Origin of the sequence: Halomonas sp. LES1, assembly GCF_031846005.1 — a bacterium.
GTDB lineage: Bacteria > Pseudomonadota > Gammaproteobacteria > Pseudomonadales > Halomonadaceae > Halomonas.
In genome coordinates this window covers 220,392-239,879 of sequence record NZ_JAVRGC010000003.1, presented here as the reverse complement: position 1 = coordinate 239,879, position 19,488 = coordinate 220,392, and the positions used below count along the sequence as shown (strand labels likewise).

Sequence of the window (19,488 nt, the reverse complement as noted above, 5' to 3'; positions counted from 1 at the left end):
TTCCTACCACCATCCACAACGCCAAGGTCACCCCATGACTGACAACGCTCGCCCGCTGGGCATTACCGATGTCGTCCTGCGCGACGCCCACCAGTCGCTGTTTGCTACCCGCATGCGCCTGGATGACATGCTTCCCATCGCCGAGAAGCTCGACCGTGTCGGCTTCTGGTCGCTGGAATCCTGGGGCGGTGCCACCTTCGACGCCTGTATCCGCTACCTCGGCGAGGATCCGTGGGAGCGGATACGGGCGTTGAAGGCCGCCATGCCCAATACTCCCCAGCAGATGCTGCTGCGTGGCCAGAACCTGCTTGGCTATCGCCATTACGCCGACGATGTGGTGGACCGCTTCGTCGAGCGGGCCAGGACCAATGGCGTCGATGTCTTCCGGGTCTTCGATGCCATGAATGACCCGCGCAACCTGGAGCGTGCCATTCAGGCGGTGCGCAGGGTCGAGGGTCACGCCCAGGGCACGCTCTCCTATACCGTGAGCCCGGTACACACCCTGGATGGCTGGGTGGAGCTCGGCAGGACCATCGCCGACATGGGGGCCGACTCACTCTGCATCAAGGACATGGCGGGACTGCTCAAGCCCTACGATGCCTATGAGCTGGTCTCCAGGCTCAAGAAGGCCGTGGATCTCCCCATCCACATGCAGTGTCATGCCACCACCGGCATGTCCACCGCTACCGCCATCAAGGCCGCCGAGGCGGGCATCGACAACGTCGATACCGCCATCTCCTCGATGTCCATGACCTACGGCCACAGCCCCACCGAATCCGTGGTGGCCATTCTCCAGGGCAGCGAGCGCGACACCGGCCTGGACCTCGAGCTGCTCGAGGAGATCGCCGCCTATTTCCGCGAGGTGCGCAAGAAATACGCCGCCTTCGAGGGCTCGCTGAAGGGCATCGATTCACGCATCCTGATCGCCCAGGTGCCGGGCGGCATGCTGACCAACATGGAGGGGCAGCTCAAGGAGCAGGGGGCCGGCGACAAGCTCGATGACGTTCTCAAGGAGATACCGCGTGTGCGCGAGGACCTGGGCTTTATCCCGCTGGTGACGCCCACCTCCCAGATCGTCGGCACCCAGGCGGTGATGAACGTGATGATGGGGGAGCGCTACAAGTCGATCTCCAAGGAGGTCCAGGCGCTGCTCAAGGGCGAGTATGGTGCCGCCCCGGCGCCGTTCGACAAGGAGCTGCAGGCACGCGTGCTGGAAGGGGGCGAGCCGATCACCTGTCGTCCGGCCGACAACCTGAGCCCCGAGATGGACAGGCTGGCCGCCGAGCTCAAGGAGAAGGCCAGGGCCGACGGTATCCGCCTGGCCGAAGGCGAGCGCGAGATCGACGACGTGCTGACCTATGCGCTCTTCCCCCAGATCGGCCTGAAGTTCCTCGCCAACCGTGATAACCCCGGCGCCTTCGAGCCGGCCCCCCAGGCGCCAGGCAGTGAGAGCCCCGATGCCGGCGCCAAGCTGCCGGCCGCTTCACGGAAGGGCGGGGCAGAGGCCAAGGCGCCGGCCGCCGGTCCCGAGACCTACACCGTCAAGGTCAACGGCAAGGCCTACGTGGTCGAGGTCGCCGAAGGCGGCGAGGTCGGCGCCATTCAGGAGCAGACCGCACCGGCTGCCGCCGCCCCTGCCCCTGCCGCGAGCGGCGAAGCGTCGCCCGGCGAAGCGTCGCCCGGCGAGACGATCAGTGCCCCCCTGGCCGGCAATATCTTCAAGGTCAACGTGCGTGAGGGTGACAGCGTCGCCGAGGGAGATGTGGTGATCATCCTCGAGGCGATGAAGATGGAGACCGAGGTGCGTGCCTCAATCGCCGGCACCGTTTCCGCCGTCAAGGTCGGCGAGGGCGACAGCGTCGCCGTCGGTGACGTGCTGATCGAGCTCTAAGGGTCCTGTCATGGAGAAACTACTGACACTCTGGTACGGCTCGGGGGTCTATAACCTGACCCCGGGCCAGGCCGTGATGATTCTGGTCGGCATGTTGCTGCTCTATCTGGCCATCGCCAAGAAGTTCGAGCCGCTGCTGCTGGTACCGATCGGCTTCGGTGGCATTCTGGCCAATATTCCCGAGGCGGGCCTGGCGCTGTCGGCGCTGGACCAGGCCATCGAGGTGGCCAAGCCGGCGGTGCTGGAGCGGATCGCCGGGGCCCTCGGGGTGGCCCTCGACTCTCAGGCCAGCGCCGAGGCGTGGCGCGAACTCCTCAAGGGGGTGGTCGAGGAAGAGGCAACGGCGGATGCGCTGCGTGCGGGGCGCGATGTGGCAGCCAGTGTCGGCTACGGTGACGGCATGCTCTACAGCTTCTACAGGGTCGCCATCGCCTCCGGTATCGCTCCGCTGATCATCTTCATGGGCGTGGGGGCGATGACCGACTTCGGGCCGCTGCTGGCCAATCCGCGTACCCTGTTTCTGGGGGCGGCCGCGCAGTTCGGCATCTTCGCCACCCTGTTCGGGGCGGTGGGGCTCTCATCGCTGGGGGTGATGGACTTCTCGCTCAACCAGGCCGCCGCCATCGGCATCATCGGTGGCGCCGACGGCCCCACCTCGATCTATGTGTCGAGCGTGCTGGCCCCGGAGCTGCTGGGGGCGATCGCCGTGGCGGCCTACGCCTATATGGCACTGGTGCCGCTGATCCAGCCACCGATCATGCGGCTGCTGACCAGCCAGAAGGAGCGCGAGATCACCATGACCCAGCTGCGGCCGGTGTCGAAGCGCGAGAAGATAGCCTTCCCCATCGCCATCCTGCTGCTGGTCGCCTTCTTCCTGCCCGATGCGGCGCCGCTGCTGGGGATGTTCTGCTTCGGTAACCTGATGCGCGAGTGCGGGGTGGTGGAGCGCCTCTCCGATACGGCACAGAATGCCCTGATCAATATCGTCACCATCATCCTGGGCCTCTCGGTGGGCTCCAAGCTGATGGCCGACAGCTTCCTGGCCGTGGAGACCCTCGGGATCCTGGCCCTGGGCATCGTGGCCTTCGGAATCGGCACCTGCGCCGGCGTGCTGATGGCCAAGCTGCTGAACGCGGTCAGTCGTGTTCCGATCAACCCGCTGATCGGCTCGGCGGGTGTCTCGGCGGTGCCGATGGCGGCCCGGGTCTCCAACAAGGTGGGGCTCGAGGCGAACCCGCACAACTTCCTGCTGATGCATGCCATGGGGCCCAATGTGGCCGGTGTCATCGGCTCGGCGGTGGCCGCGGGGGTGATGATCAAGTACCTCGGCTGATGATGGCATCGGCCATGCGAGTGAAAGGCGCCTGCGGGCGCCTTTCTTTTTTCTCGAATGCCTTTCCGAACACCTGCCCGACTGTTTTTTCGAGCTCGGGTCAATCGTCGGCGAGAATCTCGAGGTTACCTCGCAGCCGCGAGGACAGCGGGCTCAAGTCAACGTCGACATCACTCGGCCAGCCGACGGTCAGCCAGACACCGTCGGCGGCGTAATCGGCCTCTTCCACCGGAATAGTGCGCTCGGCTAGCCAGCCACGCGCCTCGGCTTCGCCCGAGAAGTCGACCCGGAGCCTCAGGGGTGTACGCTCGACCACTTCGCGACGGGGCAGTGCCTCCAGTGCCTGGGAGACCGCCTGGGCGTAGGCTCGGGCCAGTCCGCCGGTGCCTAGCTTGGTGCCGCCGAAGTAGCGGATGACCACGCAGCCTGTCTGGCCCAGCCCGGAGCCCTCGAGTACCTGAAACATGGGGCGCCCGGCGGTTCCGCCCGGTTCGCCATCATCGGAGAAGCCAATGGCCGCCTGCTCGCCGGGAGGTCCGGCGATAAAGGCGGTGCAGTGGTGGCTGGCGCCGGGATGGCGTTCGCGCGCCAGTGCCAGCAGCGCTTCGAAGTCGGCGATGGTCGGGGCATGGCAGAGCCAGGTGATAAAGCGGCTCCTCTCCACCTCCAGTTCGCTCTCCTGCCATTCGCCGGGGGGCAGATCGGGTACCGGGTAACGCATCAGGCGGCCAGCTCGCCCTGACGTACCACGCCCATCACCATGCCCAGCACCTGGATATCGCTGTTCTTCAGGAAGATGGGGGCCATCTGCCGGTTGGCGGGCTGCAGGCGCACGCCGGACTTTTCGATATAGAGCTTCTTCAGGGTGACCTCCTGGTCATTGATCATTACCACCGCGGTCTCGCCATTCTCGGCACTCTCGCACTGTTCGATAATGATGACATCCCCGTCGAAGATATTGCACTCCACCATGGAGTCTCCGCGTACGCGCAGGGCGTAGGTATTGCGACGTACCATGCGACGAGGAACGCGAATATGGCTGACGCTGGGGCAGGCCTCGATGGGCATCCCCGCCGCGACGCTACCCAGCAGGGGGATATCGACCATTGCCTGGTTCTCGTCCTGGGAGTCACCGGTAAGGGGGCAAGGCGACCACGCCTCGGCGAGGCGCCGGTTGGGGCGACGTATCATGTACCGCGTGCTGGCCTCGAACATGGTATATCTCCTGTTGAAACATACAGTGCCTAGGGAGCATAGCAGGGACGCTGAATCTGGCAAGGTGGGGGTTCGACGATGCGCTTGATGCACGTCAACTGCGACCGGCTGCCGCGGTGCCCCTCTCTGGCAGGAAATGGGCTTTACGTGTAGAGTCTCGGGCCAAACTACCCATCCACCGGAGTGTGTCTTGACCCTGCGCCTGCAAGCTAGTGACCTGGCCTGTGAACGGGATGACCGGTGGCTGTTCGAGGGTCTCGACCTCGATATTCGAGGGGGCGAGATCGTGCGCGTGGAGGGCCCCAACGGCAGCGGCAAGACCACCCTGCTCAAGATCCTCTCCGGGCAGCTCGCCGACTATCAGGGAGAGCTGTTCTGGAACGAGCGTCCGATGCGCCAGGCGCGCCAGGCCTTTCTCGAGAACCTGCTCTACCTGGGGCATGCCCCGGGCGTGAAGGCGGCCCTGACGCCGCTCGAGAACCTCGCCTGGTACCAGGCGCTGGCCGGTGAGCCGGTTCAGGAGGCGGCACGGCTGGCGGCCCTGGAAGCGGTGGGGCTGGCCGGCTTCGAGGATCTACCCGCCGGCCAGCTCTCCGCCGGGCAACAGCGCCGGGTGGCGCTGGCCCGGCTGGAGCTGACGCCGCGGCCGTTCTGGGTACTCGATGAACCCTTTACCGCCATCGACCGAGAAGGCGTTGCGGCGCTCGAGGCTCGTCTCGTGGCACATGCCCGCTCGGGCGGGTGTGTGCTGGTGACCACCCATCATGAGCTCAAGGCGTCGCAGCAGCTGCGGCATATTCGTCTCGGCCGGGGAGGACAGGATGCCGAGCATTGACACGCGTATGAGCGAGGGTCGGCAGGGCAGCGACGGGGAACCTCGCGGCGGTCTGCTGGTCGCAGTCTGGGCGACACTCAAGCGCGACCTGACCCTGCTGATGCGCCGGCGCAGCGAGGTGCTCAACCCACTGGTGTTCTTCGCCCTGGTGATCACCCTGTTCCCGATCGGCATCTCGCCGGACCCGGAGCTGCTGGCGACCATCGCCCCTGGGCTGCTGTGGGTGGCGGCGCTGCTGGCGGCACTGCTGTCTCTGGACAGCCTGTTTCGCAGCGACTATGAAGATGGCTCCCTCGAGCAGCTGCTGCTGACCCCGCAACCGCTGGCCATGCTGGGGCTCGCCAAGGTGGCGGTACACTGGCTGCTGACCGGCCTGCCCCTGGCGCTGATGGCGCCGCTGCTGGGCATCATGCTGGCACTGCCGTCGGGGAGCTACCTGACCCTGGCATTTTCCCTGGCTCTGGGCACCGCCAGCCTGAGTCTGATCGGCGCCATCGGCGCGGCACTCACTGTCGGGCTGTCACGCGGTGGGGTGCTGCTGTCGTTGCTGGTGCTGCCACTCTATATCCCGGTGCTGATCTTCGGCGCCGGGGCCGTGCAGGCGGCGATCATGGGGGATGGCGCCGCGGCGCACCTGGCGATCCTCGGGGCCCTGCTGGCCCTGTCACTGATGCTGGCCCCCTGGGCGATCGCGGCCTCGCTGCGCATCAGCATCAACGGTTGAATGTTCAAGCGAGAGGCGCAATGGGCAAGATCTGGTCCTTTATTCACAAGCTTGGTTCGCCCAAATGGTTCTACGGTATCAGCGCACGCCTGATGCCGTGGTTCTGGACCGCCGCCGTGGTGCTGATCCTGGCGGGCAGCGTCTGGGGACTGGCCTTCGCTCCGCAGGATTATCAGCAGGGCAACAGCTTCCGCATCATCTACGTACACGTGCCGGCGGCCTTTCTGGCCCAGTCGATCTTCGTCAGCATGGCGGTGGCGGGGCTGATCTTCATGGTCTGGAAGATCAAGGTCGCCGACATGGCGGCGGCGATGATGGCGCCGCTGGGCGCCGCCATGACCTTTATCGCGCTGTTCTCCGGGGCGGTGTGGGGCGTGCCCACCTGGGGGACCTGGTGGATGTGGGATGCACGCCTGACCTCGATGCTGATCCTGCTGTTCCTCTACCTGGGCGTCATCGCCCTGCGTGGCGCCTTCTCCAGTCGTGACAGCGGCTCGCGGGCGGCCTCGGTGCTGGCCATGGTCGGGGTGATCAATATCCCGATCATCAAGTACTCGGTGGACTGGTGGTACACCCTGCACCAGCCGGCCACCTTCAGCGTGACCTCGCGCCCGGCGATGCCGATGGAGATGTGGGCGCCGCTGTTGATCATGGTGCTGGGTTTCTACTGTTTCTTTATCGCCGTCACCCTGATGCGCACGCGCAGCGAGATCCTGCGCCGTGAATCGAACAAGCGCTGGGTGCGCGACATCGCCGGAGAGCAGGGCTGATGGCTTTCGACTCCTTCCAGGACTTTCTCGCCATGGGGGGGCATGCCCCCTATGTATGGGCCAGCTGGGGCGTGACCGGCGCCCTGCTGATCGGCATCGTGTTGCATGCCAGGGCGGAGCGCCGTCGATTGCTGCGTATGCTCCAGCGTCGCCATCGCCGCCAGGCCGCTACAAACCAGACTTCACATCGTACGGGGGGAGAACGCCATGAGGCCTAAACGCAGGCAGAAGCTCTATCTGTCGCTGGGGTTGATCGCACTGGCGGCAATCGCCGTGGGGCTGACCCTCTATGCCCTGCGCAGCAATATCAACCTGTTCTTCAGCCCGGTCCAGATCGCCGCCGGAGACGCGCCTCTCGAGCGCCAGATCCGGGCCGGCGGGATGGTCAAGGAGGGCACCGTGGCCCGGGACCCGGAGAGTCTCGACGTCGAGTTCATGGTGACCGACTACGTCGATGATCTCGAGGTCCGTTACAGCGGCATTCTTCCCGACTTGTTCCGCGAGGGACAGGGGGTGGTGGTGGTCGGTGAACTGCAACCCGAAGGATGGTTACGCGCCGACCAGGTGCTGGCGCGCCACGACGAGAACTATATGCCCCCCGAGGTGGCCCAGGCCCTGGAGGAAGCCGGCTACGCGCCGGAGGACTACCAGGCCAAGGCCGCCGAAGTGGGCGCACGAATCGACGCCAAGCAGCAAGGCGCCAGCCAGTAACGAGCGGAGACCCCATGCAGATCCTGATGATCCCCGAGATCGGCCACTATGCCCTGGTGATCGCCATGCTGATGGCCACCGTGCAGGGTGTGCTGCCATTGGCCGGAGCGGCCACCCGCCGCCCGATGTGGATGGCCTACGCTCGCCCCATGGCGGCCGGGCAGCTGTTGTTCGTGGCCATCGCCTACGCCTGCCTGACGGCCAGCTACATGCTGGACGACTTCAGCGTGGCCAACGTGGCCAACAACTCCAACTCCATGCTGCCCTGGTACTACAAGCTCAGTGCCGTATGGGGTAACCACGAGGGCTCGGTGCTGCTGTGGAGCCTGCTGCTGGCGGCCTGGGGCTATTTCGCCGCACGCTTCTCCCGCGAGCTGCCTCGCGACATGGTGGCGCGGGTGCTGGGAGTGCTGGGCCTGGTCGGCATGGGCTTCCTGGCCTTCGTGCTGATCACCTCGAACCCCTTCGAGCGCCTGCTGCCCAACGTGCCGGGCGATGGCGCCGACCTCAACCCGCTGCTCCAGGACATCGGTCTGATCATGCACCCGCCGATGCTCTATATGGGCTATGTGGGCTTCTCGGTGGTCTTCGCCTTCGCCATTGCCGCCCTGCTGGGGGGGCGCCTGGATGCCGCCTGGGCGCGCTGGGCCCGCCCCTGGACCAACCTCGCCTGGGCCTTTCTGACCGTGGGCATCGCCCTAGGCAGCTGGTGGGCCTACTACGAGCTGGGCTGGGGCGGCTGGTGGTTCTGGGACCCGGTGGAGAACGCCTCGCTGCTGCCCTGGCTGACCGGCACGGCGCTGATGCACTCCCTGGCGGTGACCGAGAAGCGTGGCGCCTTCAAGAGCTGGACGCTGCTGCTGGCGATCTTCACCTTCTCGCTGTCGCTGCTGGGCACCTTCCTGGTGCGCTCCGGGGTGCTCACCTCGGTGCACGCCTTCGCCAATGACCCCACCCGCGGCCAGTTCATCCTGATGCTGCTGGGCATCACCGTGGGCCTGTCACTGCTGGTGTTCGCGCTGCGTGCGCCGCGAGTCAACCACAAGGTGGGCTTCACCTGGCTCTCCCGGGATGCCCTGCTGCTGATCAACAACATCCTGCTGGTGATCATGACGATCACCGTGCTGATGGGCACCGTCTATCCGCTGCTGCTCGACGCCCTGGATCTGGGCAAGATCAGCGTCGGCCCTCCCTACTTCAACGCACTCTTCGTGCCGCTGACGCTGGTGCTGGCGCTGTTTATGGGGCTGGGGCCGGTGGCGCGTTGGAAGCAGACGCCGGTTCGCCTGCTGGTCAGTCGGCTATGGCTCGCCGCCGTGGGGGCCGTTGTGCTGGGAGGCACGCTGCCGCTGCTGTTTGCCGAGCGGTGGAGCCCGGCGGTCGCCCTGGGCCTGGTGGCGGCGCTGTGGATCGTGCTGCCGATGCTGCGTGATCTGTTCGAGAAGACCCGCAATGCAAGCTCCGTGGGGGCCGGGCTGAAGAAGCTCTCACTGGCCTACTGGGGCATGCAGTTTGGCCATCTGGGGGTCGCGGTGACCATCGTCGGTGTGGCGGTGGTCTCCAACTACAGCACCGAGCAGAACGTGCGCATGGCCCCTGGCGACAGCGTCGAGGTGGCGGGCTACACCTTCACCATGAACGAGCTCTCCCATCGTGAGGGAGCCAACTTCGTGGCCGACCGGGCGAATATCTCGGTACAGCGGGAGGGTAGCCGGCGCAGCTTCATGATGAATCCCGAGAAGCGCCTCTATCTGGCGACGCGCATGCCGATGTCCCAGGTGGCGCTGCGCCCCGGTTTCCTGCGTGACCTCTACGTGGCCATGGGCGAGGACCTGGGAGACGGCAGCTGGGCGCTGAGGGTGCAGTACAAGCCCTTTGTTCGCTGGCTGTGGCTGGGAGGGCTGCTGATGGCCTTCGGGGGTGTGCTGGCGGTGGCCGACAAGCGCTATCGCCGACTGGCTACCGCGCCCGACCCCGAGTCCCGGGCGCTCGACACGATCAGACGGGAGGCCAAGGCATGAATCGTCGACTGCTTCTGCTGCTGCCGCTCGCCGGCTTCCTGGCCCTGGCGGTGTTCCTCTATCAGGGACTCTCCCTGAACCCCTTCCATCGCGAGTCGGCGTTGATGGCGCGTGACTTTCCCGAGTTCGATCTGGCGACCCTCAAGGCGCCCGAGCGCCGGGTCGACCGCGACCTATTGACCACCGGCGAACTGACCCTGGTCAACGTCTGGGGCGAGTGGTGTCCCGAGTGCAAGCGTGAGATGCCACAGCTGCTCGACCTCGCCGAGCGCCATGGCATACGCCTGGTCGGCGTCAACTGGAAGGATACCCGAGAGAAGGCGCTGGGCTTTCTCGAGGAGTTCGGGGATCCCTTCGAAGTCAATATCTTCGATCCCGATAACGAGCTGGCCTTCGAGCTTGGAGTCTACGGTGCCCCCGAGACCTTCCTGGTGGATGGCGACGGGGTGATTCGCTATCACCACACCGGCTACATCGCGCCCAACGATGTTGCCGAGGCGGTCCTTCCGGAGGTGGAACAATGGCGTTGATGCGAGGTTCGTTGATCCTGGCGACAACCCTGGCCTTGCTGCTGGTGGCCGGGCTGGTACAGGCCGCCGCCATCGAGGTGCGCGAGTTTAATGACCCGGTGCTCGAGGAGCGCTATCGCGATATCACCGCCTCTCTGCGCTGCCCGACCTGCCAGAACCAGGCGATCAATGACTCCGATGCCCCCGTTGCCGGGGATATGCGCGACCGCGTCTATCAGCTGCTGATGGATGGGCGGGCCGATTTCGAGATTCGGAGCTATATGGTGGAGCGCTTCGGTGACTATGTGCTCTATAACCCGCGCCTCGAGGGGCGCACCTTCCTGTTATGGGGCCTGCCCGCGGTCCTGGGCCTGCTTGGCCTGGTACTGGTGGGCCTGCTGGTGCGCGCCCGTCGCAACGCCTCCAATAGGGCGCTCTCCGCCGAGGAGCGCGCCCGTCTGGATGCCCTGATCAACCGCGAGAGAATCGAATGACCCTGCTGTGGATCGCCTTCGCCCTACTGTTGCTGCCGGCCCTGTGGCTGCTGGTGGCGCCGCTCAAGCGAGCTCGCGCGCTGCACGATGCCCAGCGCGATCATGAGGTCAATGACCGCTCGGCCGAGCAGAACGTGGCCATCTACCAGCGCCGCCTCGCCTCCCTGGAGGCGGCCCTCGAACGTGGCGATACCGACGAGGCGAGCTACGAGGAGGATCGCCTGGCACTCGAGCGTGGCCTGCTCGAGGATACCGAGCGCCTCAAGCGCGCCCCACTCAAGCCGTCGGCCGCCGGTCGCCTGGCGGTACCGCTGGTGATGCTTGGGGTCGTGGTGGCCAGTGTGCTGTGGTATCAGCAGGAGGGGGCCGAGGGCGACCTGGCGCTGCTTGCGGTGCAGAGGGAGGTCATGACCCATCCCGAGGGCTCGGCGCAGATGCTGGTCGAGCGTCTCGAGGAGCAGGCCGCCCGCCAGCCGAACAACCCCAATGTCTGGGGCATGCTGTTCCCCCTCTATCGCGACGGCGGCCAGAGCCGGCAGGCCATCGACGCCCTGGAACGGCTGATCGAGATCGAGGGCCGGCAGCCCGCGTTGCTGGCACAGCTGGCCCAGATCGAGTTCTTCGTCGCCGGCCGCCGGCTGACCGACCGAGTCCAGTCGCTGGTCGACGAGACCCTGGAGAAGAACTCGAGCGAACCCACGGTGCTCGGCATGCTGGGCATCGAGGCCTTCGACCGCGGTGCCTACCAGGAAGCCATCGACAACTGGCGGCGCGCCATCGCCGGCATGAACGATCCCGCTACCGGCGAGGCCCTGCGCCAGGGTATTCAGATCGCCCAGCAGCGCCTCGGTCAGACGCCCGAGGGTGCCCCGCTGGCCGACGCCGAGCCCCAGGGCCCGGGCATCCTCGCCCGAGTGCGCCTGGATGATGAGCTCGTCGGTCGTCTCGACGACACGACCGCGGTGTTCGTGGTGGCCCGGGACATGGCCGGCGAACTGCCGCCACTGGCCGTGGCACGCCTGACGCTGGGTGATCTGCCGGCCGAGCTGGTGCTCGATCGTCGCCATGCCATGTCGCCCCAGGCCAGTCTTGCACAGGTGGATGAAGCGCGGCTGGTGGTTCGTGTCTCGTCGAGCGGGCAGGCCACGCCTCAGGCCGGGGACATGTTCGGCGAGCGTACCGGCGTGGCCGTGGAGGAGATCGACGGCGAGCCGGTCGAGGTCGTGATCGATCGCGTCGTCGAATGAGTCGGTGGGGTAGCCGCCGATGCGTCTGACATCGATACGCCTGGTGGGCTTCAAGTCCTTCGTCGATCCGGTCACGGTCCCCTTCGACAGCAACATGACCGCCATCGTCGGGCCCAATGGCTGCGGCAAGTCCAATATCATCGACGCCGTGCGCTGGGTGATGGGCGAGTCGTCGGCCAAGACCCTGCGTGGCGAGTCCATGGCCGATGTCATCTTCAATGGCTCCACCGGCCGCAAGCCGGTGGGACAGGCCGCCATCGAGCTGCACTTCGACAACCGTGACGGGGCCATGGGAGGCCCCTATGCCCAGTATGCCGAGATCGCGGTTAGGCGCCAGGTGACCCGCGAAGGGCAGTCGAGCTACTTCTTCAACGGCCAGAAGTGCCGGCGCCGGGATATTGCCGACCTCTTCCTGGGGACCGGGCTCGGCCCACGCTCCTACGCGATCATCGGCCAGGGCATGATTTCACGGCTGATCGAGGCGCGCCCCGAGGAGCTGCGCGCCACCCTCGAGGAAGCGGCGGGCATCTCCAAGTACAAGGAGCGGCGCCGCGAGACCGAGAACCGCATGCGGCGCACCCAGGAGAACCTCGAGCGTCTCGAGGATATCCGGGAGGAGCTCGACAAGCAGCTCGAGCGCCTGAAGCGTCAGGCCGAGGCGGCGCGCCGCTACCAGCAGCTCAAGAATGACGAGCATCGTGTCAAGGGCGAGCTGGCCCTGCTGCGCGCACGGGCCCTGCGGGCCAGCCAGGGCGAGGAGGAGAGCCGCGTCGCCGAGCTCGAGACCGCCGTGGAGCGCGAGGTGCTGGGGCTGCGCCAGTGCGAGACCCGCCTGGAAGAGGCACGGGCCGACCACGATCGCCTCGCTTCCGAACTCGACGCCGAACAGTCGCGATTCTTCGAGACCACCACCGCCATTGCCCGCCTGGAGCAGGATCTGGAGCATGGCCGTACCCGTGATGCTCAGCTGGCCCGTGACCTCGAGGCGGCGCGCCGTGAGCTCGCCGACCTCGACCGCCTCGGCGAGAACGATGGCGAGCGTCTGGTCAGCCTGGATGAGCGCCTGGCGAGTCTTGCTCCCGAGCGGGAAGAGCTCGCCGAGCGTCTCGAGGAGCTCGAAGCCGCCCTGGAGGAGGCCGAGCCCGAGGCCCAGGAGGCCGACGCTGCCTGGGAGGCGTTCGGCGATCGCTGGCGCGAACAGAGTCGGGACGCCGAGCGCTGCCAGGATCGACTGCGCGAGCTGGAGTCGCGTCTGGAGGGGCTCGATGCCGACCTGGCGCGGCGCCGCCAGCAGCAGCAGGAGCTGCCCGATCTCCAGGCGTTGACCGCCCAGCGCGATGAGCTCGCCGAACAGCTGGCCGAAATCGAGCTCGAGCGCGAGGCTCTCGAGGGGCGTCGCGAGGCCCTCGCCGATGCCCGTGAGGTGGCCCGTGAGGCATCGCGCGCCGCAGAAGACAGTCGCGAGGAGGAGCGCCAGGCGCGCAGCGAGCTGGCCGGTGAGCTGGCCTCGCTGGAGGCGCTGATCGAGGCGGGGCTCGCCGACCATGATGATGCCCTGGAGGCGTATCTCGCCGAACATGGCCTTGGAGAGGCGCCGCGCCTCGGCGAGTGCCTCACGGTGGCCCCCGGCTGGGAGGCGGTCGCCTCCTGGGTATTGGCCCCCTGGCTGCGCGCCCGGGTCGCCTCCCTCGAGGGGCGCCTCGAGGCCCTGGTGGCCACACCGGGGGAGCTGGGGTTGATCGACGCGAACGAGCCCCGGGTCGCACCAGAGAGCCTGGCCGCCAAGGTGGAGGGTGCCGGGGCCGCCGCCCAGTGGCTGGCGGCGGTGCGCTGTGTCGAAAGCCGCGATGAGGCCTGGAGGCGGCGTGATGAGCTGGGGCCAGGGGAGAGCCTGATCACCGCCGATGGCCTGTGGCTGGGTCGTGGCTGGGCGCGTCAGCGTGTCGGCGGCGATGGCCCGGATGCCCTGCTGGTGAGCCGGCGTCGACAGGGAGAGGTCCGCGAGGCGCTCGACCGGGTCGAGGCACGCCTGGCCGATCATGAGGCAAGCCTGACATCGGCCAATGAGCGCGCCGAGCGAGCCGAGGCCGATCTCGAGGCGTGTCGCCAGGCGGAGCGCGACCTCGAACGACGCTATCAGCAGCTCGCCGTCCAGGATAGTGGCCTGAGCAGTCGGCTGGAGCATCTGCAGGGGCGCTCCGCAGAGCTGGCGGAGGAGCTCGCCGGCCTGGAGGAGTCACGCGAAGAGGCCCGCCTGGCCATCGACGAGGTGCGCGAGCAGTGGCAGGCCGCCATGGAGCGCCTGGAGGCTGGCGCCGATCACCGTGAGCGGCTGGAGAGAGAGCGCCAGGCGGCACGCGAGCGGTTGGCTAGCCTGCGCGCGCAGCAGCGCCCCCTGGCCGAACAGTTGCAGCGCCTGGCACTGGAGCAGGAACGCCTGGTGGCCGAGCGAGCCGGCCTGGCCGAGCAACGGGAGCGTGCCGGCGAGAGCCGTCAACGACTCCAGGAGCGCCTCGCGGAGCTGGAAGAGGAGCGCGAGATGCTCAGCGAGCCGGAGGAGGAGCGTCGTGAGCGCCTGGAGGAGCTGCTCGACCGGCGTGAGCGTGAGGAGCGTAGTCTCAATGCGGTGCGCGCGCGTGCCGCCGAGCTGGTCGAGAGGCTGCGCGAGGACGAGCAGGCGCGCCAGTCCCACGAGCGGGCCCTGGAGGGTATCCGCGAGCGCCTGCAGGAGTCGCGTATGCAGGTTCAGGCGCTGCATCTCAAGGCCGAGGGGCAGGATGAGCAGCTGCGGGAGCTGGGGCATGACGAGCGCCAGCTGGCCGAGACGCTGGATCCCGCCGCCACCGAGTCCGCCTGGCAGGCACGCCTGGAGCAGCTCGCCGAGCGCATTCGTCGCCTGGGTGCCATCAATCTGGCGGCCATCGAGGAGTATGACCAGCAGGCCGAGCGCCGCGACTATCTGGAGGCGCAGCACGCCGAGCTGAACGAGGCGCTGGAGACCCTCGATCGCGCCATTCGCCGCATCGATCAGGAAACCCGCAGCCGATTCCGCGACACCTTCGAGCGAGTCAATACCGGGCTGCAGTCGCTTTTTCCCAGAGTCTTCGGTGGCGGGACCGCGTGGTTGACGCTGACCGGTGAGGATTTGCTGGAGACGGGGGTGGCGATCATGGCGCGGCCCCCGGGCAAGAAGAACAGCACCATTCATCTGCTGTCGGGGGGGGAAAAGGCGTTGACGGCCCTGTCGCTGGTATTCGCCATCTTCCAGCTCAACCCGGCCCCCTTCTGCATGCTCGACGAGGTGGATGCACCCCTGGACGATGCCAATGTGGGGCGCTATGCCCGGCTGGTGAAGGAGATGTCCGAGAGCGTGCAGTTCATCTACATCACCCACAACAAGATCGCCATGGAGGCCGGCGAGAGATTGATGGGAGTGACGATGCAGGAGCCGGGGGTTTCACGACTGGTCGCGGTGGATGTCGAGGAGGCCGCGGCGCTGGCCGAAGCTTGAGCGCTTGAAGGAAGCGCCGAAAAGGGGTAACAAGGAAGCATCACATGTTGCAGTGCATGGAAGCAGGGAAATCATCGAAAGGCGATTGCGTGGGGCCAGTCAAGCTTGTCTTGATATATCACCGATGCTTGACAAATAAAAAAAGTAGCCCCTTTTTCGGCAATCGCGCTATGCTGGTGACGAACAAACACTTGGCATGGCGCCCTAGCGAAAGGCTGACGATCCATGGAACTTAGAGAGTGGCTGATCATCCTGGGGTTGGCGCTGGTAACCCTTATCGTGGTGGATGGAGCGCGACGCCTGCAGCGTCAGCGACGAACCCCACGCCTCGATGAGGTGGCGGAGGACGCCCTCGGCACCGACCCCGACGAAGCGGCCCGCAAGGCCGAAATCAACTGGGAACTGCCCAATGGAGGGGCGCGAGTCGTCAGGCCCGCGGACTACGGTCATGTGCAGCCCAAACCCAAGCTGGAGCGCCAGGAGCATCCTGGCCCGTCGCGTGTGCTTTCCAGCTGGAAGGCTGCTGCCTCTCATGAGTCTGCCTCTCATGAGAGAGAGTCCGAGGCGGAGATTGCCGAGCCGAGGGCGACGGCAGCCGGCAGTATCGGCACACAGGGTGACTATGAGACGGAGGAGCGTCTTGAGCCGACGCTTTCCGCGCTGGATGAGACCTCCCAGGGTGCTTCCGCTACCGAAGAGGGGCGGGCGGATGCCGGCCCCGCTGCCCCCGCCCCGCGTTCCAGAGAGCCTCTGGCTGCCGACCCACAGGATCATGCCGGTGCCGATGATGACGAGCACTATCGCCTGGTGGATTTCGACGGCATGGGGGACTCCCTGAAGAGCGGCTCGAAGCGCATGGGAGTCTCGGTGCAGCGCTTCGGTGCCTCGCTGCAGAAGAACCTGGCCGAGCGCCGCGAGCAGAAGCGTGCGGAGAGGTCGCGACGCGAGGAGGAGCGCAAGGAAGAGCAGGCTCGCAAGGACAAGGAAGCGCAGGCTCGCAAGGAAGAGAAGGCACGCAAGCTGGCCGATGATGCCGAGCACAGGCGTCAGGCCCAGGCAGAAGCGGAGTCTGCCCGTGATGCCGAGCGCCGTCGCCTTGAGGCCGAAGCGAACGATGCGGCGGTGGTATCCGCCGAGGAGGAGGCGTTCGAGGCATCCCGTCACAGCGACAAGGTGCGTGTCCATCCGGTGCTGGAGAAGGCGCTGCGCCACGATGTGAGTGCGGAGCATGCCCGACTGATGCTCAGCCAGGCCGAGGAGATCATCGTCATCTCGGTCATGGCCCGAGAGGAGGAGGGATTCTCCGGTACCGCCCTGCTCGACCTGATGCTTGCCTGTGGCCTGCGCTACGATCGCGAGATGGGCATCTTCCATCGCTTCGAGACCGAGGACCCCGAGAGCCGTCTGCAGTTTTCCATGGTCAATGTGGTCAAGCCCGGAACCTTCCCCATCGAGGCGATCGATGATTTCCGTACGCCCGGCATCACGCTGCTGATGCCGCTGCCGGGAGCCGAGGATAGCGGTGCCGCCTTCGAGGCGACGGTCGAGACCGCCATGGTCATCGTGCGCCACCTGGGCGGCGAGCTGAAGGACGAGCACCAGAGCGTGATGACCGCCCAGACGGTGGAGTTCGCTCGACAGCGCGTTCAGGACTTCGTGCGTCGCAACCGCCTGCACCGTTATCAGGTGAATTAACGCCGTGAGGCGCTCGCCGCATGACCGACAACCCTCGTGAGGCAGCCCCCACGAGGGTTGTTGCTTTGGTAAGCTAGGCGATCATCTCCGCCTCGCGCGCCGAGGCCCCCGCGATAGACCCAGACACGGAATTCCATGACCCAGCTTGACTCGAAGCTACGCGAAGAGGTCGAGCGGCTGCGCGCCGAACTCGACGATGCCAACTATCGCTACTATGTCCTCGATGACCCTCGCCTGACCGATGCCGATTACGACCGTCGCCTGCGTCGCTTGCAGCAGATCGAGAGCGAGCATCCCGAGCTGGTGACGGCGGACTCGCCGACCCAGCGGGTGGGCGCCCCCCCGGAAGCAGGGTTTCCCGAGGTCGAGCATGCGGTGCCCATGCTGTCGCTGGACAACGCCTTCGACGAACAGGAGCTGGAGGCCTTCGTCAGGCGAGTGGCCGAGCGCCTGGAGCGCGATGCCGCCTCGATCGCCTTCTGCTGTGAGCCCAAGCTGGACGGTGCGGCGGTATCCCTGGTCTATGCCTCGGGGGAGCTGGTCAGCGGGGCCACCCGCGGCGATGGCCGTACCGGCGAGGGGGTCACCTCCAATCTGCGCACCCTGCGCTCGGTACCGTTGCGGCTGCGGGGTGACACACCGCCAGCCCTGCTCGAGGTGCGCGGCGAGGTGATCATCTCCCATGCCGACTTCGAGGCGATGAATGAGCGCGCCCGGGCGGATGACGCCAAGGTCTTCGCCAACCCACGCAATGCCGCCGCCGGCAGCCTGCGCCAGCTCGACCCCAAGGTGACCGCCACCCGCCCGCTGACCTTCAGCGCCTATCAGGTGGCCCGCGTCGAGCCCGACCCGGGTGACGCCACCCATAGCGGCCTGATGGCCCATCTGGGCGACTTCGGCTTCCGCACCAGCAGCGAGCTCGAGGTGGTCCAGGGCGCCGCGGGGGTGGTCGACTACTGTCGCCGGCTCGGCGAGAAGCGTGACTCGCTCGGTTACGACATCGACGGCGTGGTGATCAAGGTCGATGCGCTGCGTCTGCAGCGTGAGCTGGGATTCGTGGCCCGGGCGCCACGCTGGGCGATCGCCTTCAAGTTTCCGGCCCAGGAGCAGACCACGCGGCTCAACGATGTCGAGTTTCAGGTCGGGCGCACCGGGGCCATCACCCCGGTGGCCCGCCTGGAGCCGGTCTCGGTGGCGGGAGTTACCGTCTCCAACGCCACCCTGCACAACGCCGACGAGATCGCCAGGCTCGGGGTGATGATCGGCGATACCGTCGTTATTCGGCGTGCCGGTGATGTCATCCCGCAGGTGGCACGGGTGATCGAGGAGAAGCGACCGGCGGATGCCAGGACAATTGTCTTCCCCGAGCGCTGCCCGGTGTGCGATGCGCAGATCGAACGCCTGGAGAACGAGGCGGTAGCGCGCTGTTCCGGCGGGCTCTACTGCCCCGCCCAGCGCAAGGAGGCCCTCAAGCATTTTGCCTCACGCCGGGCGCTGGATATCGACGGTCTTGGGGAGAAGCTGATCGATGGCCTGGTCGAGCGGGACTGGGTCGCCACCCCGGCGGACCTCTTTCGCCTGCGGGCCGAGACGCTGGCCACGCTGCCGCGCATGGGCAAGAAGTCCTCCGAGAACCTGGTCGCGGCCCTGGAGAGGGCCAAGGCGACGACCCTGGCTCGCTTTATCTACGCCCTGGGCATCCGCGAGGTGGGGGAAGCCACCGCGGCCAGCCTCGCGCGGCACTTCGGCACCCTGGAGGCACTGATGGCGGCTGAGCGCGAGGCCCTGGAGGGAGTCGAGGATGTCGGGCCCATCGTTGCCGCTCACGTCCACACCTTCTTTCGCCAGCCGCATAACCGCGCGACCATCGATGACCTGATCGCCTGTGGCCTGCACTGGCAGGAGGAGGCCGTCGTCGAACGTCCTCGGCCCCTGGTCGGGCAGACCTGGGTGCTGACCGGCACCCTGGAGAGCATGACCCGCGATCAGGGCAAGGAGCGCCTGCAGGCGCTGGGGGCCAAGGTGGCGGGCAGCGTCTCGAGGAAGACCGACGGCCTGGTGGCCGGCGAGGCCGCCGGCAGCAAGCTCGACAAGGCGCTGCAGCTCGGGGTGCCGGTACTGGATGAGGCGGCCTTCCTGGCGCAGCTGGCCGTCTGGGAAGCCGGCGATGTCGCCACGGACGAGAACGAGGAGGGTGAGGCATGAGCGGCGACCGCTTTATCGAGGTGCCCTACCGGATGCTGCCGGCGGAGACCCTGGATGCCCTGCTGGAGGCCTTCGTCACTCGCCAGGGCTACGACACCACCGACACCGGCGAGGGCATGCGTGGCTGGGTGGCCGAACTCAAGCGCCAGCTGGAGCGCAGCGAGCTGATCATCGCCCATGACCTCAGGACGGAGAGCACCGAGGTGATGACCCTGGCCCAGTGGCGGGCCTTCGGGCGAGATCTGGCCGATGACGAGGAGGGGTAGTCTCCGACATCTGGGCGATGTGTTGCCTTCCATCGGCGAGAGCCCTGTGACGCCCCGGCGT

At 66.8% G+C, this 19,488-nt stretch carries 17 protein-coding genes; 15 read left to right on the top strand and 2 right to left on the bottom strand.

Going from position 1 to position 19,488, the window contains the following annotated elements:
* The first annotated feature begins 34 nt into the window (after positions 1–34).
* Together oadA and RM463_RS08420 are read left to right on the top strand one after the other, a co-directional pair.
* Positions 35–1,891, top strand: a complete 1,857-nt coding sequence (oadA, locus tag RM463_RS08425; protein ID WP_311429745.1) for a sodium-extruding oxaloacetate decarboxylase subunit alpha — start codon at positions 35–37, stop codon at positions 1,889–1,891.
* A 10-nt stretch (positions 1,892–1,901) separates the two neighbouring features.
* Complete coding sequence (locus tag RM463_RS08420) at positions 1,902–3,224, top strand: sodium ion-translocating decarboxylase subunit beta (RefSeq protein ID WP_311429744.1); 1,323 nt, start codon at positions 1,902–1,904, stop codon at positions 3,222–3,224.
* A 100-nt stretch (positions 3,225–3,324) separates the two neighbouring features.
* On the opposite strand, the gene RM463_RS08415 is transcribed toward RM463_RS08420, so the two are convergent.
* Complete coding sequence (locus RM463_RS08415; protein ID WP_311429743.1) at positions 3,325–3,945, bottom strand: YigZ family protein; 621 nt, start codon at positions 3,943–3,945, stop codon at positions 3,325–3,327.
* A complete protein-coding gene (gene lexA, locus RM463_RS08410) occupies positions 3,945–4,439 on the bottom strand; it encodes a transcriptional repressor LexA (RefSeq protein ID WP_311429742.1) in 495 nt (164 codons plus the stop codon). Before lexA ends, RM463_RS08415 begins: the two co-directional genes overlap by 1 nt.
* Positions 4,440–4,629: 190 nt before the next feature.
* Here lexA and ccmA point away from each other — a divergent pair, with 190 nt between their 5' ends.
* The 13 genes from ccmA (at position 4,630) to RM463_RS08345 (ending at position 19,427) form a co-directional block, all read left to right on the top strand.
* Positions 4,630–5,274 (top strand): cytochrome c biogenesis heme-transporting ATPase CcmA, encoded by a 645-nt coding sequence (gene ccmA / locus RM463_RS08405; protein WP_311429741.1) that lies wholly within the window; start codon positions 4,630–4,632, stop codon positions 5,272–5,274.
* On the top strand, positions 5,261–5,998 hold the full coding sequence (gene ccmB, locus RM463_RS08400; protein WP_409229298.1) for a heme exporter protein CcmB: 738 nt from the start codon (positions 5,261–5,263) through the stop codon (positions 5,996–5,998). The genes ccmA and ccmB overlap by 14 nt, the downstream gene beginning before the upstream one ends.
* A 29-nt stretch (positions 5,999–6,027) precedes the next feature.
* Positions 6,028–6,768 (top strand): heme ABC transporter permease, encoded by a 741-nt coding sequence (locus tag RM463_RS08395; protein ID WP_132042913.1) that lies wholly within the window; start codon positions 6,028–6,030, stop codon positions 6,766–6,768.
* Entirely contained in the window at positions 6,768–6,986 is a 219-nt protein-coding gene (gene ccmD, locus RM463_RS08390; RefSeq protein WP_195688922.1) for a heme exporter protein CcmD, read from the top strand. The genes RM463_RS08395 and ccmD overlap by 1 nt, the downstream gene beginning before the upstream one ends.
* Positions 6,976–7,479, top strand: a complete 504-nt coding sequence (gene ccmE / locus RM463_RS08385) for a cytochrome c maturation protein CcmE (protein WP_311429740.1) — start codon at positions 6,976–6,978, stop codon at positions 7,477–7,479. Before ccmD ends, ccmE begins: the two co-directional genes overlap by 11 nt.
* A gap of 14 nt (positions 7,480–7,493) precedes the next feature.
* A complete protein-coding gene (locus RM463_RS08380) occupies positions 7,494–9,500 on the top strand; it encodes a heme lyase CcmF/NrfE family subunit (RefSeq protein WP_311429739.1) in 2,007 nt (668 codons plus the stop codon).
* Positions 9,497–10,030: a DsbE family thiol:disulfide interchange protein gene (locus tag RM463_RS08375; RefSeq protein ID WP_195688924.1), complete on the top strand. Its 534-nt coding sequence runs from the start codon at positions 9,497–9,499 to the stop codon at positions 10,028–10,030. The genes RM463_RS08380 and RM463_RS08375 overlap by 4 nt, the downstream gene beginning before the upstream one ends.
* A complete protein-coding gene (locus RM463_RS08370) occupies positions 10,021–10,503 on the top strand; it encodes a cytochrome c-type biogenesis protein (RefSeq protein ID WP_195688925.1) in 483 nt (160 codons plus the stop codon). Before RM463_RS08375 ends, RM463_RS08370 begins: the two co-directional genes overlap by 10 nt.
* Entirely contained in the window at positions 10,500–11,750 is a 1,251-nt protein-coding gene (gene ccmI, locus RM463_RS08365; RefSeq protein ID WP_311429738.1) for a c-type cytochrome biogenesis protein CcmI, read from the top strand. The genes RM463_RS08370 and ccmI overlap by 4 nt, the downstream gene beginning before the upstream one ends.
* Positions 11,751–11,769: 19 nt before the next feature.
* Positions 11,770–15,261, top strand: coding sequence for a chromosome segregation protein SMC (gene smc / locus RM463_RS08360; protein ID WP_311429737.1), 3,492 nt, complete (start codon positions 11,770–11,772; stop codon positions 15,259–15,261).
* Positions 15,262–15,486: 225 nt separating this feature from the next.
* Positions 15,487–16,956: a cell division protein ZipA gene (gene zipA / locus RM463_RS08355; RefSeq protein WP_311429736.1), complete on the top strand. Its 1,470-nt coding sequence runs from the start codon at positions 15,487–15,489 to the stop codon at positions 16,954–16,956.
* A gap of 135 nt (positions 16,957–17,091) precedes the next feature.
* Positions 17,092–19,161, top strand: a complete 2,070-nt coding sequence (gene ligA, locus RM463_RS08350) for an NAD-dependent DNA ligase LigA (protein ID WP_311429735.1) — start codon at positions 17,092–17,094, stop codon at positions 19,159–19,161.
* The gene (locus RM463_RS08345) at positions 19,158–19,427 is read left to right on the top strand and encodes a YheU family protein (RefSeq protein WP_195688930.1); all 270 of its coding nucleotides are present in this window, start codon (positions 19,158–19,160) and stop codon (positions 19,425–19,427) included. The genes ligA and RM463_RS08345 overlap by 4 nt, the downstream gene beginning before the upstream one ends.
* Positions 19,428–19,488 lie beyond the last annotated feature (61 nt).